General features: G+C 74.2%; 8 protein-coding genes. 6 read left to right on the top strand and 2 right to left on the bottom strand.

Going from position 1 to position 14,974, the window contains the following annotated elements; all coding sequences use genetic code 11:
- Window positions 1-17 precede the first annotated feature (17 nt).
- The 3 genes from Cph01nite_RS09140 to Cph01nite_RS09130 are packed head-to-tail and all read left to right on the top strand — an operon-like array spanning window position 18 to window position 5,394.
- Entirely contained in the window at window positions 18-2,147 is a 2,130-nt protein-coding gene (locus Cph01nite_RS09140) for an alpha-1,4-glucan--maltose-1-phosphate maltosyltransferase (RefSeq protein WP_373307555.1), read from the top strand.
- Window positions 2,144-4,105 (top strand): maltose alpha-D-glucosyltransferase, encoded by a 1,962-nt coding sequence (gene treS / locus Cph01nite_RS09135; RefSeq protein WP_239069157.1) that lies wholly within the window; start codon window positions 2,144-2,146, stop codon window positions 4,103-4,105. Before Cph01nite_RS09140 ends, treS begins: the two co-directional genes overlap by 4 nt.
- The gene (locus Cph01nite_RS09130) at window positions 4,102-5,394 is read left to right on the top strand and encodes a maltokinase N-terminal cap-like domain-containing protein (RefSeq protein ID WP_203673464.1); all 1,293 of its coding nucleotides are present in this window, start codon (window positions 4,102-4,104) and stop codon (window positions 5,392-5,394) included. The genes treS and Cph01nite_RS09130 overlap by 4 nt, the downstream gene beginning before the upstream one ends.
- Window positions 5,395-5,407: 13 nt before the next feature.
- Here the strand turns inward: Cph01nite_RS09130 and Cph01nite_RS09125 are convergent, their stop codons facing one another.
- Entirely contained in the window at window positions 5,408-6,658 is a 1,251-nt protein-coding gene (locus Cph01nite_RS09125; RefSeq protein ID WP_203673462.1) for an ROK family transcriptional regulator, read from the bottom strand.
- A 33-nt stretch (window positions 6,659-6,691) separates the two neighbouring features.
- A complete protein-coding gene (locus tag Cph01nite_RS09120) occupies window positions 6,692-8,896 on the bottom strand; it encodes an alpha-galactosidase (RefSeq protein ID WP_373307554.1) in 2,205 nt (734 codons plus the stop codon).
- Between the two features lie 145 nt (window positions 8,897-9,041).
- Between Cph01nite_RS09120 and Cph01nite_RS09115 the strand changes: the two genes are divergently transcribed.
- The 3 genes from Cph01nite_RS09115 to glgB all read left to right on the top strand — a co-directional run bounded on the left by Cph01nite_RS09115 (window position 9,042) and on the right by glgB (window position 14,803).
- Window positions 9,042-11,588 (top strand): glycoside hydrolase family 2 protein, encoded by a 2,547-nt coding sequence (locus tag Cph01nite_RS09115; protein WP_203673459.1) that lies wholly within the window; start codon window positions 9,042-9,044, stop codon window positions 11,586-11,588.
- Window positions 11,589-11,652: 64 nt separating this feature from the next.
- The gene (locus Cph01nite_RS09110) at window positions 11,653-12,495 is read left to right on the top strand and encodes a LacI family DNA-binding transcriptional regulator (RefSeq protein WP_239069156.1); all 843 of its coding nucleotides are present in this window, start codon (window positions 11,653-11,655) and stop codon (window positions 12,493-12,495) included.
- A gap of 76 nt (window positions 12,496-12,571) precedes the next feature.
- Complete coding sequence (gene glgB / locus Cph01nite_RS09105) at window positions 12,572-14,803, top strand: 1,4-alpha-glucan branching protein GlgB (protein WP_203673457.1); 2,232 nt, start codon at window positions 12,572-12,574, stop codon at window positions 14,801-14,803.
- Window positions 14,804-14,974 lie beyond the last annotated feature (171 nt).

Below are 14,974 nucleotides of genomic sequence, written 5' to 3'. Positions count from 1 at the left end.
CACGTGCCGATGTCCCCGTGCCCGCGCCGGAGCAGCCGCCCGCCACGCCCGGAGCAGCCGCTGCGCCCCCCACGTCCAGAGCCCGCACGGCGTCCGAGCCGCCGACGACGCCCACAGCGCCCGTCGCGGTCCCCACCACGGTGCCGGTGGGACGCATCCCGGTGCTCGACGTGTCGCCCGTCGCCGAGGAGGGCCGCTTCCCTGCGAAGGCGGTCGTCGGCGAGGCCGTGCCGGTGCGCGCGACCGTCATCCGCGAGGGGCACGACGCCCTGGGGGCCACCGCCGTGCTGCTGCGCCCCGACGGCTCGGTCCACGCATCCGTGCGGATGGTCGACGTCGCCCCCGGGCTCGACCGGTTCGAGGCCCGCGTGCAGCCCGACTCCGAGGGTGACTGGTCCTTCCGCGTCGAGGGGTGGTCCGACCCGTACGGCACGTGGGCGCACGACGCCGCGATCAAGGTCGAGGCCGGGATCGACGTCGAGCTCATGCTCACCGAGGGCACGCTCGTGCTCGAGCGTGCCGCGGGGCGCACGGGCGACGACGCGATGTCCGCGCGGGACGCCCGCACGCTGCTCGAGGCGGTCGCCGCGCTGCGGGACACCACGCGCCCGCCCCTCGCGCGCCTCGCGGCGGCGCTGTCGCCGCAGGTCCGCCAGGCCCTCGACCGCGCGCCCCTGCGCGACCTGGTGACCGCGTCCCGCACCTACCCGCTCGTCGTGCACCGCCGCCTGGCGCTGACCGGCTCGTGGTACGAGCTGTTCCCCCGGTCGCACGGGGCGACCTTCGACGAGGCGACGCAGGAGTGGACGTCGGGCACCCTGCGCACGGCCGCGAACCAGCTGCCCCGCATCGCCGCGATGGGCTTCGACGTCGTGTACCTCACGCCGATCCACCCGATCGGCACGACCCACCGCAAGGGCCGCAACAACGCGCTCGCGGCGCTGCCGGGCGACCCGGGCTCGCCGTACGCCATCGGGTCCCCGGACGGCGGGCACGACGCGATCGACCCCTCGCTGGGCACGTTCGAGGACTTCGACGCGTTCGTCGCGCGCGCCCGCTCGCTGGGCATGGAGGTCGCGCTGGACGTCGCGCTGCAGGCCTCGCCCGACCACCCCTGGGTCACGGAGCACCCGGAGTGGTTCACGACGCGGGCGGACGGCACGATCGCGTACGCCGAGAACCCGCCGAAGAAGTACCAGGACATCTACCCGCTGAACTTCGACAACGACCCCGAGGGCATCTACGCCGAGGTGCGCCGCGTCCTGCAGGTGTGGATCGACCACGGCGTGACCGCGTTCCGGGTCGACAACCCGCACACCAAGCCGCTGTCGTTCTGGCAGCGGCTGCTGGCCGACGTGCACGCCGCCCACCCGGACGTGCTCTTCCTCTCGGAGGCGTTCACCCGGCCGGCCATGATGCTGACGCTCGCGAAGATCGGCTTCCACCAGTCGTACACGTACTTCACGTGGCGCAACACCAAGGCGGAGCTCGAGGAGTACCTGGCCCGCGTCGGCGGCGACGAGGCACCCTGGCTGCGCCCGAGCTTCTGGCCGACGACGCACGACATCCTGCCGCCCTACCTGCAGCACGGCGGCGTGGGCGGGTTCGCCGTCCGTGCCGTGCTCGCGGCGACGGGCTCCCCGACCTGGGGCGTGTACTCCGGCTACGAGCTGGTCGAGAGCGTGCCGCGCCCCGGCGTCGAGGAGCAGATCGACAACGAGAAGTACGAGTTCCGTCCCCGCGACTGGGCGAAGGCCGACGACCTGGGGATCGCCCTGCTCATCGGGCGGCTCAACGAGATCCGGCGGGCGCACCCCGCGCTGCAGCAGCTGCGCAACGTGCGGGTCCACCCGACGTCGGACGACGCACTCGTGTGCTTCTCGCGGCACCTGGACGCCGAGCACTCCCCCACGGGGCGGCCCGACACGGTGGTGGTGATCGTCAACATCGACCCGCACGGCGCCCGCGAGGGCACGGTGCAGCTCGACCTGGCGGCGTTCGCCCTGCCCACGGACCGCGGCGTCGTCGCCCACGACGTGCTCTCCGGTGAGACCTACGCCTGGTCCGACGAGGTGTACGTGCGCCTCGACCCGCAGGTCCGCGTCGCGCACGTCGTGCACCTCGAGCACGCCGTCGAGGCACGATGAGGCCGCCCTTCCCGCCCGCCGGGGACGAGTCCGGCGCGGTGGGTGACTCGCGCACGCCGCGCACCCCGGTGCTCGGCACACCGGCCACCGACGCCACGCCGCCCGTGCCGCCGCCCGGGACGGCGCCCCCGGGGTCGTCCCCGTCGCCCGACGCCGTGTCCGGGGCGCCCGTGCCCGTCGCGACGGCACCGGCTGCCGCGGCGCCCGGCGGCGCGGCGCACCGCGAGCCCCCGCCGACGACCGCGGCGATCGCACTACGGGGGCTGCCGGCACGCCGCCAGCCCGAGGTCCCGACGCCGGCCGTCCCGAGCGGCCTCTCCGACGACCCGGAGTGGTACCGCACGGCCGTCTTCTACGAGGTCATGCTGCGCACGTTCGCCGACTCGGCGGGCGGTGGCAGCGGGGACCTGCCGGGTCTGATCCAGCGCCTGGACTACCTGCAGTGGCTCGGGGTCGACTGCCTGTGGCTGCCGCCGTTCTACCCCTCGCCGCTGCGCGACGGTGGCTACGACGTGGCCGACTACACGGCCGTGGCGCCGCAGTACGGCACGCTCGACGACTTCCGCACCCTGGTCACCGAGTGCCACCGCCGCGGCATGCGCATCGTCGTGGACCTCGTGATGAACCACACGAGCGACCAGCACCCGTGGTTCCAGGCGTCCCGCTCGGACCCGGAGGGGCCGTACGGCGACTTCTACGTGTGGAGCGACGACAACACGCGCTACCAGGACGCGCGCATCATCTTCGTCGACACCGAGACGTCCAACTGGACCTTCGACCCCGTGCGGCGCCAGTACTTCTGGCACCGGTTCTTCGGTCACCAGCCCGACCTGAACTTCGAGAACCCGCGGGTGGTCGACGCGATGCTCGACGTGGCGCGCTTCTGGCTGCACCTCGGTGTCGACGGGTTCCGCCTGGACGCGGTGCCGTACCTGTTCGAGGCCGAGGGCACCAACTGCGAGAACCTGCCGGAGACCCACGAGTTCCTGCGCAAGGTGCGGCGCGTGATCGACGAGGAGTTCCCGGGCCGGATCATGCTCGCCGAGGCGAACCAGTGGCCCGAGGACGTCGTGCACTACTTCGGCACGGACGACGAGCCCGAGTGCCACATGTGCTTCCACTTCCCGGTGATGCCGCGGATCTACTACGCGCTGCGCGACCAGCGGGCGACGCAGATCGTCGACATCCTCGCTGACACGCCGCCGATCCCCGCCGGCGGCCAGTGGAGCACCTTCCTGCGCAACCACGACGAGCTGACGCTCGAGATGGTCTCGACGGAGGAACGCGCGTCGATGTACGGCTGGTACGCGCCGGACTCCCGCATGCGCGCGAACGTCGGCATCCGCCGGCGGCTGGCCCCGCTGCTGGACAACTCCCGCAAGGAGATCGAGCTGGCCCACGCCCTGCTGCTGAGCCTGCCGGGCAGCCCGTGCCTGTACTACGGCGACGAGATCGGCATGGGCGACAACATCTGGCTGGCGGACCGCGACGCGGTGCGCACCCCGATGCAGTGGACGCCGGACCGCAACGCCGGCTTCTCGACGGCCGACCCGGGCAAGCTCTACCTCCCGCTCGTGCAGTCGCTCGTCTACCACTACGGCAACGTCAACGTGGAGTCGCAGCTGGCGCAGCCGACGTCGCTGCTGCACTGGGTGCACGGCATGCTCGCGGTGCGCCGGCAGCACCCCGCCCTGGGGCTCGGCACGTTCGAGGTCGTGCCCTGCGACAACGAGTCCGTGCTGGCGTTCCTGCGGCGCACTGACGACGAGACGATCCTCGTCGTCGCGAACCTCGCGGCGACGGCACGCGCGGCGACCGTGACGCTGCCGGGGCGCGCCGGGGCCACGGCCCGCGACGTGTTCGGCGGCTCGCACTTCCCCGACGTCCGGCCCGACGGGACCATGGTGTTCACGCTCGGGTCGCGCGAGTTCTACTGGCTGGAGCTGACGGCACCGTGATCCTCGACGCGCTGGCACCCGACGACGTCGACCACGGGGTGGTCGACCTGCTGGGCACGTGGCTGCCGCAGCGTCGCTGGTACCCGGCGAAGGGCACCGACGCGCGGCTGTCCCCGGTGGGTGCCGTGCACCTGACGCCGGACGTGCGCGTGGTGCTGGTGCACGCCCGGGCGGGCGAGGTCGACGTGGTGCTGCAGGTGCCGGTCGTGCTGGTGGACGGTGACCCGCCCGCCGGCACGGACGTCGCCGCCGTCGTCGGCACGGTCGGTGGGCGCACCGTGCTCGACGCCGCCGGGGACGCGCGGTTCCTCGCGGCGTGGCTCGCGTCCGCCGACGGCCCGGGGGCCGACGTCGACGTGGCCCGGGCGCGCGTCGTGACCGGGGAGCAGTCGAACACCTCGGTGGTGCTGCCCGGCGCGGACGGGGTGCCGGTGGGCATCCTCAAGGTGCTGCGGACGCTCGCGGGCGGCGAGAACCCCGACATCGACGTCCCGCGTCGGCTCGTCGAGGCAGGCTGGGACGGTGTGCCGGCCCCGCTGGCGTGGGCGCAGGCCCGCTGGACGGCACCGGACGGCGAGGCCGCCGTCGGGTACCTCGGCGTGCTGAGCACGTTCGTGCCCGGCGCCCAGGACGGGTTCGAGCTCGCGTGCACGTGGGCCGGCGAGGGTCGCGCGTTCGGGGCACCGGCGGCCGAGCTCGGTGCGACGGTCGCCGGGATGCACGCCGCCCTGGTGCGCGCCTTCGGTACGACACCCGACGCCGAGGGCGGGCCGACGCTGGCGCGGGCCCTGGCCGACCGCCTGGCCTGGGCCACGGCGTCCGTGCCGTCCCTGGCGGGGTACGGCGACGGGGTGCGCGCGCTCGCCGACGAGGTCGCCGCACTGCCGGACACACCCGCGCGGCAGCGGGTGCACGGGGACCTGCACCTCGGTCAGGTGCTGCGGTCGGCGGGCCGGTGGTTCGTCATCGACTTCGAGGGGGAGCCGTTGGCGCCGCTCGCGGCGCGGGTGCTGCCGGACCTGGCGCTGCGGGACGTCGCGGGCCTGCTGCGCTCGTTCGACTACGCGGCGGCCGTCGGGGGGCTCACCGGCGAGGCCGCGCACGCGTGGACGTCCGACGCCCGCGCGGGTCTGCTCGCGGGGTACGGGCTCGCGGACGACCCGTCGAGCACGCTGCTGCTGCGCGCGCTCGAGCTCGACAAGACGCTGTACGAGGCCGTGTACGAGGCCCGTAACCGCCCCGCGTGGGCACCGATCCCCCAGGCGGGCCTGGAGCGCCTGCTCCCCTGACCGGGACGGCGCGTCAGGCCACGCCCGGCCCCGCCGGGACCTCGGTCAGGGTGTCGACGACCATCCGCAGCCCTGCCGCGCGGGGCGCGAGCTCGGCCTGCAGCACGAGGGCGGCGCCCCCGACCGCTGCCGCCTCGGACGCGTGCGACGAGATCGTCACGCGCACGTCGTGCGTCCCGCGGGCGAAGAAGCCGCCCGAGAGCCGCTCCTGCACGACCGGGAGGTAGAGCGAGCCGGCGTGCGCGAACGAGGCGCCGGTGAGCACGAGCAGGTCGAGGTCGAGCACGTTGGCCAGCACCTGCGCGGCGGCCGCCAGGTACCGGGCCGAGTCCCCGAGCAGCCGGACCGGTGCCTCCTCGCCACGTGCCGCGGCCCGCGCGAGGGCGGCGAAGTCCTCGGAGACGCTGCGCCCGGGCAGGGCGATCCCGGCCTCGGCGGCGCGGGCGACCACGGCGCCCGGCCCGGCGAACACCTCGATGCACCCCCGGCTGCCGCACCAGCACTGCGGCCCGTCGACGTCGACGCACACGTGCCCGATCTCGCCCGCGTTCGACGAGCGACCGCGGTACACGGTCCCGTCGACGATGATCCCGGCGCCGATGCCGGTGCCCATGTACAGCGCGGCGCAGACCGCCCCGGTGGGCACGCCCCCGGACCAGTACTCACCGAGGGCGGACGCCGTGGCGTCGTTGTCGAGCAGCACGGGCAGCCCGACGGCGTCCTCGATCGCGTCGGCCAGCGGGAACTCGGCCCAGTGCTGCATGACGGGCGGGGCGAGGGTCATGCCGGTGGCGGTCGCGAGCGGGCCGGGTGAGACCACGCCGACACCGAGCAGGTGCTCCGGATCGACGCCGACCCGCGCGACGGTCGCGGAGATCTCGGCGGCGATCCGGGCGACGACGTCGCGCGGGTCGTCGGCACCCGCGCCGGGGCGTCGCCAGCGGGCGACGACCTGCCCGCCGAGGTTGGCGATGACGTAGGTGATCCCGGCGTGGTCGAGGTGCACGCCGACGGCGTGGCGCGCCGCGGGGTCGAGCTGCAGGAGCATGCGCGGCTTGCCGCCCGTGGACTCCGCCCGCCCGGCCTCCACGACGAGCCCCTCGTCGATGAGGCGACGCACCACGGTCGAGACGGTGGCCGCGGTCAACCCGGTGGCGCGGGTCAGCTCGACGCGACTGATCGTCCCGGCGGCGCGGATGACGTCGAGGATCGCGCTGCGGCTGCTGGTGTGCGCGGCGCCGGGGCCGGGTGTGCCTGCGTTCACTCGTGCTCCCCTCGACCGACGGGCCGGCCGGTGTCAGCCCACCCGCGTCGCGCGCAGCAGCACCAGCCGCTCGGGCGACAGGTACGGGGGACGCACGCCCACCTGCTCCAGCACACGCCCGGTCACCCGGATCCCGTCCGGCCCCCACCACGGCGCAGGCTGCCCGTGCGTCACGCCGTCACCCGGCGCCTGCGGGCGCACATGGTAGGTCGCGTCGGGGTCGAGACCCGGCAGCGGGACGGCGACGGCCGGCATCTGCGCCGAGGACGCGACCGTCGCGATCGCGTACAGCGCGTCCGACCCGTCCTGCGCGACCACGCCGTGCACCTGGACCGCGGGGTCCGCGGAGTCGGCGTGCACGCTCGCGCCGCTGTGCAGCAGACCGCGCACCTCCTTGTACAGCGCGACCCAGGCCGTGAGCTCGGCGCGCTGCGCGTCGTCGGCCTCCCGCAGGTCCCACTCGATGCCGAGGTGGCCGAACAGCGCGGTGCCCGCGCGGAACCCGAGGGAGGCGCTGCGGCCGGTGCTGTGCGCGGTGCCCGAGCCGATGTGGGCGCCGATGAGCTCCAGCGGGATCAGCAGGTTGGTCCACGGCTGGATCGACCGGCGCTCGAGCGCGTCGATGCAGTCCGACGCCCACACCCGGTCCGTCCGCTGCAGGATCTCGAGGTCGATCCGCGCGCCACCCGAGGAGCAGGACTCGATCTCGACGCGCGGGTGGCGCGCCCGCAGGTCGTCGAGCAGCCGGTACACCGCCAGGGTCTGACCGTGCACCCCGGGGACCCCGTCCGGTCCGTGGCCCGCGTCGACCAGGTCACGGTTGTGGTCCCACTTGAGGTACGCGATGTCGTGCTCGGTGAGCAGCGCGTCGAGCCGTCCGAGCACGTAGGCGTACGCCTCCGGCCGCGCCAGGTCGAGCACCTGCTGGTGACGCGCGGGTCGCGGCAGCCGGTCGGGCAGCTGCAGCATCCAGTCCGGGTGCGCACGCGCCAGGTCCGAGTCGGGGTTGACCATCTCGGGCTCGACCCACAGACCGAACTGCAGCCCGAGGCCGGTGACGTGGTCGATCAGCGGGCCCAGCCCGTCGGGCCACACCTCCTTGGACACGAACCAGTCCCCCAGGCCGCTCGTGTCGTCCCGCCGGGACCCGAACCAGCCGTCGTCCAGGACGAAGCGCTCCGCGCCGACGGCCGCAGCCGCGTCGGCGAGCTCGACGAGCCGCTCCAGGTCGTGGTGGAAGTACACGGCCTCCCAGGTGTTGAGGGTGACCGGCCGCGGGCTGCGCGGGTGCTGCGGACGGGCCCGCAGCCAGGCGTGGAAGCGGTCCGCGAGCGCGTCGAGGCCCCGCTCGCCGTACGACCCGTACACCCAGGGGCTGGTGTAGGACTCCCCGGGGGCCAGCCGGACCTCCCCGGGGACGAGCAGCTCACCGCCGCCGAGCAGGCCCGGGTGGTAGTGGCTGCGCTCGGCCAGGCTGCGGTGGTTGCCGGACCAGGCGACGTGCCACCCCCAGGCCTCGCCGCGGCGGTGCGCGAGGTCCTCGGTGCCGGCCACCAGCACGTACGGCGAGTCGAAGCCGGTGCGTCCGCGTCGGCTCTCGCGCAGCCGCGTGCCGTGGGTGAAGGCCGTGCGCATCGGCGAGCGCTCGCGCGCCCAGTGCCCGCCGAAGTCCAGGAGCGTGGTGGCACGTGCCGGGACGGGGAGCGTGAGCGTGAGGCTGCCGACCTCGTACACGTCGTCGCCCGCGTTGGTGAGCGTGGCGCGCTGCCGCACGAGACCCTGGGGCGTCAGCTCGAGCACGAGCTCGAGGCCCAGCCCTGCGGCGGTGTCCGTGGCCGGGACGACGAGCACCGCCCCGCCGTCGTGGGTGCGGGTGAGCGACGGGGCACCGGCCGCGAACGCCGCGGACCACGCCCGCCCGGCGCGGGACCCGGTCAGTCCGGGGGTCCCGAGCCAGCCGTCCGCGTGGGCGGGCAGCACGCAGGGCACGACCTCGCCGTCCACCGGCGACCCCATCGGCGCCGGGCGCGCGGCGTGCCGCAGGTCGGCGAGCGCGGCGTCCTCGAGGGCGCCGAGGTCGGCTCCCCAGTGCAGGACGCGGGGCAGGCCCGCGAGGTCGAGGACGAGGCTGACCCCGGCGGCACGCAGGTGCAGCAGCTCGGGTGGCGTGCCCGGCAGGGGCCCGCCCGATGGGGCGCTCGTCGTGGGGGTCGTCTCGTCGTCGGGACGCTGGTGCACCGCTCACCTCCGTGGGGATCGGGCCTACCCTACGACGTTGACTTACTTCGTTCAGTCGCCTAACAATGTTGCGGCTCCAGGTCACCGTCGACCTGCCGCGCGACGCTGCGCCGCGCCGGGGCCGCGACCCGGGAGCGCCTCACCGATGACCCACGACGTCCTCGCCGAGGGCTGGACCCTCACCGCCGTCGCCTCGACCCTGCCGGCGGACCTCCCCGCCGCGCTGGCCCACCACCTGCGGTCGGGCGTGCCGGCCCACGTCCCCGGCACCACCCACACCGACCTGCTCGCGGCCGGGCTCATCGACGACCCGTACGTCGACCGCCACGAGGAGGAGCTCGCGTGGATGAAGCGCGTCGACTGGGTCTACGAGCGGCCGCTGGCCGCGGCGCCGGCGACCGCCGGTGAACGCGTCGACCTCGTCCTCGAGGGCGTGGACACCGTCGCGACGGTGTCGCTGGGTGCGGCACGGCTGGCCGCGACCGCGAACCAGCACCGCACCTACCGGGTCGACCTGCGCGACCACTTGCGGCCCGGCACGCAGACTCTGCGGGTGGAGATCGCGTCCGCGCTGACGTACGCCGAGGCCGAGGCCGCGCGTCTGGGCCCCCGACCGCGGGCGTACGCGCAGCCCTTCCACATGGTCCGCAAGATGGCCTGCTCGTTCGGGTGGGACTGGGGGCCGGACCTGCAGACGGCGGGACTGTGGCGACCGGTGCGCGTCGAGCGGTGGCGGGTCGCGCGGCTCGCCACGGTCCGACCGCTCGTCACGGTCGAGCCCGACGGGACCGGCGTCGTGCACGTCCACGTGGACGTGGAGAGGTCCGGGCTGCCGGGCGGCGGCGTCCCGCTCGTGGTGACGGCCAGGGTCGCCGGCGCCGAGGCGGTCGCGGAGATCGGCACCGGGTCCACCGGGGCCACGGCGCGCCTCGAGGTGCCGCACGCACCCCTGTGGTGGCCCGTCGGCCACGGCGCGCAACCGCTGCACGACCTGCACGTCGAGCTGCGCGCCGCGGACCCGGCGGCCCCCGCCGGCCCGCGCGGGACCGGCCCCCTGCTGGGCACCTGGTCGCGGCGGATCGGCTTCCGCACCGTCGAGCTCGACACCGCCCCCGACGACCACGGCGCCGCGTTCACCCTGCGCGTCAACGGCCGGTCCGTGTTCGTCCGCGGCGCGAGCTGGATCCCCGACGACCACCTGCTCACCCGCGTCACACGCAGCCGCCTCGCCGGTCGCCTCGACCAGGCGCTCGGCGCACGGCTCAACCTGCTCCGGGTGTGGGGTGGCGGGACCTACGAGTCCGAGGACTTCTACGAGCTGTGCGACGAGCGCGGGCTGCTCGTGTGGCAGGACTTCCTGCTCGCGTGCGCCGCGTACCCGGAGGAGTCGCCGCTGCGCGAGGAGATCGAGGCCGAGGCCCGTGAGCACGTGGCGCGCCTGACACCGCACCCGTCGCTCGTGCTGTGGAACGGCGGCAACGAGAACCTGTGGGGGTTCCGCGACTGGGGCTGGCGGGAGGAGCTCGACGGGCGCACGTGGGGCCACCGGTACGCCACCGAGATCCTGCCGGCCGTGGTCGCCGAGCTCGACCCGACGCGACCCTACGTGGCGAACAGCCCGGCCTCGCCGGGATTCGACCTCGACGAGGTGCACCCGAACGACCTGGACCACGGGTCGCACCACCAGTGGGAGGTGTGGAACCGGGTCGACTACACCGCCTACCGCGACGACGTCCCGCGGTTCTGCTCCGAGTTCGGGTTCCAGGGACCTGCGACGTGGGCGACCCTCCAGCGTGCCGTGCGTGCGCAGGACGGTTCCGTCGCCGGCAAGGAGCACCCGACCTTCCTGCTCCACCAGAAGGCCGAGGACGGCACCGGCAAGCTCGACCGCGGCATGGCGCCCCACCTCGGGGTCCCGACCGACTTCACCGACTGGCTGTGGGCCGCTCAGCTCAACCAGGCCCGTGCCGTCCGGTTCGCCGTGGAGCACTACCGCTCGTGGTGGCCGACCACCGCGGGCGCGATCGTGTGGCAGCTCAACGACTGCTGGCCCGTGACCTCGTGGGCCGCGATCGACGGGGACGGCCGCCCCAAGCCGATGTGGTGGGCGCTGCGCGCAGCCTTCGCCGAGCGGCTGGTGACGATCCAGCCGCGCGACGGCCGGGAGTCGCTGGTCGCCGTCAACGACACCCCGGTGCTGTGGAAGGGCGTCGCCGTCCTCGAGCGCCAGACGCTGGACGGTGTCGTCCTCGCGCGCAGCGAGCTGGCGCTGACGGTCGGGGCCTGGTCGGTCGGCACGTTCCCGGTGCCCCCCGTCGTGCGCACCCCGGACGACCCGACGCGGGAGGTGCTCGTCGTCACCCTCGACCGGCGCCGCGCCGTGCACACCTGGCTCGAGGACGTCGACCTGGCGCTCGACCCCGCTGCGTACGACGCGCGCGTCCACCCCGTGCAGGACGGCTACGACGTCGAGGTGACCGCGCGCTCCCTGGTGCGGGACCTCACCCTGCTGGTCGACCGGCTCGACCCCGACGCGGCCGTCGACGAGGCGCTGGTGACCCTGCCGGCCGGTGCACGGACCACGTTCCGCGTGCGCACGGCCGCCGTGCTCGACCCGAGCGAGCTGGTGGCACCTCCGGTGCTGCGCAGCGCCAACGACGTCGTCGTGCCCGCCCACCGCGTCGGGTCGTGACGGGCCCGCCGTTAGTGCGGCGCCCACCCCTGGGCGCGGTCGCGCCGCAGCTACGCTGACGGCCGTGGGCGCGGACGCGATCGGACTGGTGCTGGCACGTCCGGCGCGGATGCTGGGCCTCGAGCCGTTCTTCATGGAGCTCATCGGTGGGATCGAGGAGACCCTGTCGAGCGACGACCGCTCGCTGCTGCTGCACGTCGTCCCCGACCACGACGCCGAGATCGCCGCCTACCGGCGCTGGGGCCGGGGCCGCCTCGTCGACGCGGTGGTGCTCGTCAACCTCGTCACCGCCGACCCACGGCTGGCGGTCCTCGCCGAGCTGGCCATCCCCACCGTCGTCGTCGGCGGCCCGGAGCGCGCGCTGCCCGGGGTCGCCCACGTCTGGATCGACAACGGCCAGGCGATGCGGGACGCCGTCGGGTACCTCGTCGACCTCGGCCACGCGACCATCGGCAGGGTGTCCGGGCCCGCCGCGCTGGCGCACACCCGCTCACGTACCGAGGCGTTCCTCGCCGAGTGCGCAGGACGCGGTGCGCACGGCGTGGTCGTCGAGGGCGACTACGGCGAGGAGTCCGGCACCCGCGCGACCCGCGCGCTGCTCGGGCGCAACGACCTACCCTCGGCCCTCGTCTTCGACAACGACGTCATGGCGGCCGCCGGGCTGGGCGTGGCCGACGAGCTGGGCCTGACCGTCCCCGACGACGTGTCGCTCCTCGCCTGGGACGACTCGCACCTGTGCCGTCTCGCGCACCCCCCGCTGTCGGCCATGGCGCTGGACGTCCACGCGATGGGCGTGCAGGTCGCCGGCGCCGTGCTCGACCTGCTGGCCACGGGCCGTCCGACCACGTCCACGGCTCCGCTGCCCCGGCTCGTCGCACGGGGCAGCACCGCACGACGGCCACGCTGAGCGCCCACCGCCGTCCGCGGACCCCGCCGGCGCGCGATCACCTGCGGCAACGCGCGAGGGGTGGTTGGGTAGGCACATGACAGCGGCCGCACCGTCCCCCGTGCCCGTCGACCACGACACGCTGCACAGCGTCGCCGAGGGCACCTTCTACGACCCCCATGCCGTCCTCGGCCCGCACGTCGGTGACGGGGCGGTCACGGTCCGCACCCTGCGTCCGCTCGCCGACCGGGTCGTCGTCGTCACACCGGACGGATCGGTCGAGGCGCAGCACGAGGTCGACGGCATCTGGTACGCGCTGCTCCCCGGCACCGAGGTCCCCGACTACCGCGTCGAGGTGACGTACGGCGGCACGACGAGCACCGTCGACGACCCGTACCGGTTCCTGCCGACCGTCCAGGAGCTCGACCGGCACCTCGTCCGGGAGGGACGCCACGAGCAGCTGTGGGAGGTCCTCGGGGCGAACGTGCGCTCGTACCCCGGACGGCTGGGCGAGGTGCGCGGCACCGCGTTCGCCGTGTGGGCGCCCAATGCGCGCGCCGTGCGCGTCGTCGGCGACTTCAACCACTGGCAGGGCGGCACCCACGCCATGCGCTCCCTGGGCGACAGCGGCATCTGGGAGCTGTTCGCGCCGGGCGTCGAGGCGGGCGCGCGCTACAAGTTCGAGATCCTGGGCGCGGACGGGTCGTGGCGTCAGAAGGCCGACCCGCTGGCCAAGGGCACGGAGATCCCCCCGGCCACGGCGTCGGTCGTCGTGGAGACCCGGTACGACTGGTCGGACGACGCCTGGATGGCCGCACGTGCTGCGCGTGACCCGCACGCCGGCCCGATGAGCGTCTACGAGGTCCATCTCGGGTCGTGGCGGCAGGGCCTGTCCTACCGGGACCTGGCGCACCAGCTCACCGAGTACGCGCTCGACCTCGGGTTCACGCACATCGAGCTGCTGCCCGTGGCGGAGCACCCCTTCGGCGGGTCGTGGGGTTACCAGGTCTCGTCGTACTACGCACCAACGTCGCGGTTCGGGCACCCGGACGACTTCCGCTACCTCGTCGACTGCCTGCACCGCGCGGGGATCGGTGTCATCGTCGACTGGGTCCCCGCCCACTTCCCGAAGGACGAGTGGGCGCTCGCGCACTTCGACGGCACGGCCCTGTACGAGCACCCGGACCCCCTGCTCGGCGAGCACCCGGACTGGGGGACGTACGTCTTCAACTTCGGTCGCCCCGAGGTGCGCAACTTCCTCGTCGCCAACGCCACCTACTGGCTCGAGGAGTTCCACGTCGACGGTCTGCGCGTCGACGCCGTCGCGTCGATGCTCTACCTCGACTACTCGCGTCAGCCCGGGCAGTGGCGTCCCAACGCGTACGGCGGCCGGGAGAACCTCGAGGCGATCTCGTTCCTGCAGGAGGCGAACGCCACGGCCTACCGCCGCACGCCCGGCATCATGATGATCGCCGAGGAGTCGACCGCGTGGCCGGGTGTCACGGCGCCCACGTCCGCCCAGGGCCTCGGGTTCGGCCTGAAGTGGAACATGGGCTGGATGAACGACACCCTGCGGTACCTGCACGAGGAGCCCATCAACCGCCGGTACCACCACCACGAGATCACCTTCTCGATGGTCTACGCGTACTCGGAGCACTTCGTCCTGCCGATCAGCCACGACGAGGTGGTCCACGGCAAGGGATCGCTGTACGAGCGCATGCCCGGCGACCACTGGCAGAAGCTCGCCGGCGTACGCGCGCTGCTCGCCTACCAGTGGACCCACCCCGGCAAGCAGCTGCTCTTCATGGGCCAGGAGTTCGCGCAGCAGGGCGAGTGGGCCGAGGCCCGGTCACTCGACTGGCACGCGCTCGACGACCCGGGCCACCGCGGGGTGCTGCAGTCCCTGCGCGACCTGAACGCGGTCTACCGAGCCACACCCGCGCTGTGGGACCTGGACCACACGCCCGACGGCTTCGGCTGGCTGGCGTCCGACGAGGCCGGCCTCAACCTGCTCGCCTACGTCCGTTACGCCGCGGACGGGCCCGCTGCCGTCGTCGTCGTCAACTTCGCCGGCGTTCCCCATGAGGCGTGGCGCCTGCCCCTGCCCCACGGGGGCATTTGGCGCGAGGCGTTCAACTCCGACTCCGAGGCGTACGGCGGCTCCGGTGTCGGCAACCTCGGGGCGATCGTCGCCGAGCCGGTGGCGCACTACGGCCGCGACTGGTCGGCGTCGGTCCGCGTCCCCCCGCTGGGCGCCGTGGTCTTCGTCGCCGAGGGCACGGGCGAAGAGAGCGACGGTACCGAGAGCGACGCCACCGAGGACGCCTGAGCAGGGCTGACGCGCTCAGCCCTGTGGTCCCACAGGCGCCGCCCTGGGACCACTCTCGGCGCCGGCATCTCGCGTGGGCGATCTGCCTGCGCGTTGTCCCGCACACACGCCGTCACTCGAGGTGCTCGGGGAACCCAGGCCCGCGCCCGTCGTGGCCGTGCCCGTCTCGGA

Source organism: Cellulomonas phragmiteti (assembly GCF_016862775.1).
In the GTDB taxonomy this organism is placed as follows: domain Bacteria; phylum Actinomycetota; class Actinomycetes; order Actinomycetales; family Cellulomonadaceae; genus Cellulomonas; species Cellulomonas phragmiteti.
This window is presented reverse-complemented; position numbering and strand designations above follow the sequence as displayed.

What these genes read in the sequence shown, in the direction of transcription:
- treS (WP_239069157.1), top strand. Translation starts at nt 2,144, where the DNA reads ATGAGGCCGCCCTTCCCGCCCGCCGGGGACGAGTCCGGCGCGGTGGGT.
- Cph01nite_RS09115 (WP_203673459.1), top strand. Translation starts at nt 9,042, where the DNA reads ATGACCCACGACGTCCTCGCCGAGGGCTGGACCCTCACCGCCGTCGCC.
- glgB (WP_203673457.1), top strand. Translation starts at nt 12,572, where the DNA reads ATGACAGCGGCCGCACCGTCCCCCGTGCCCGTCGACCACGACACGCTG.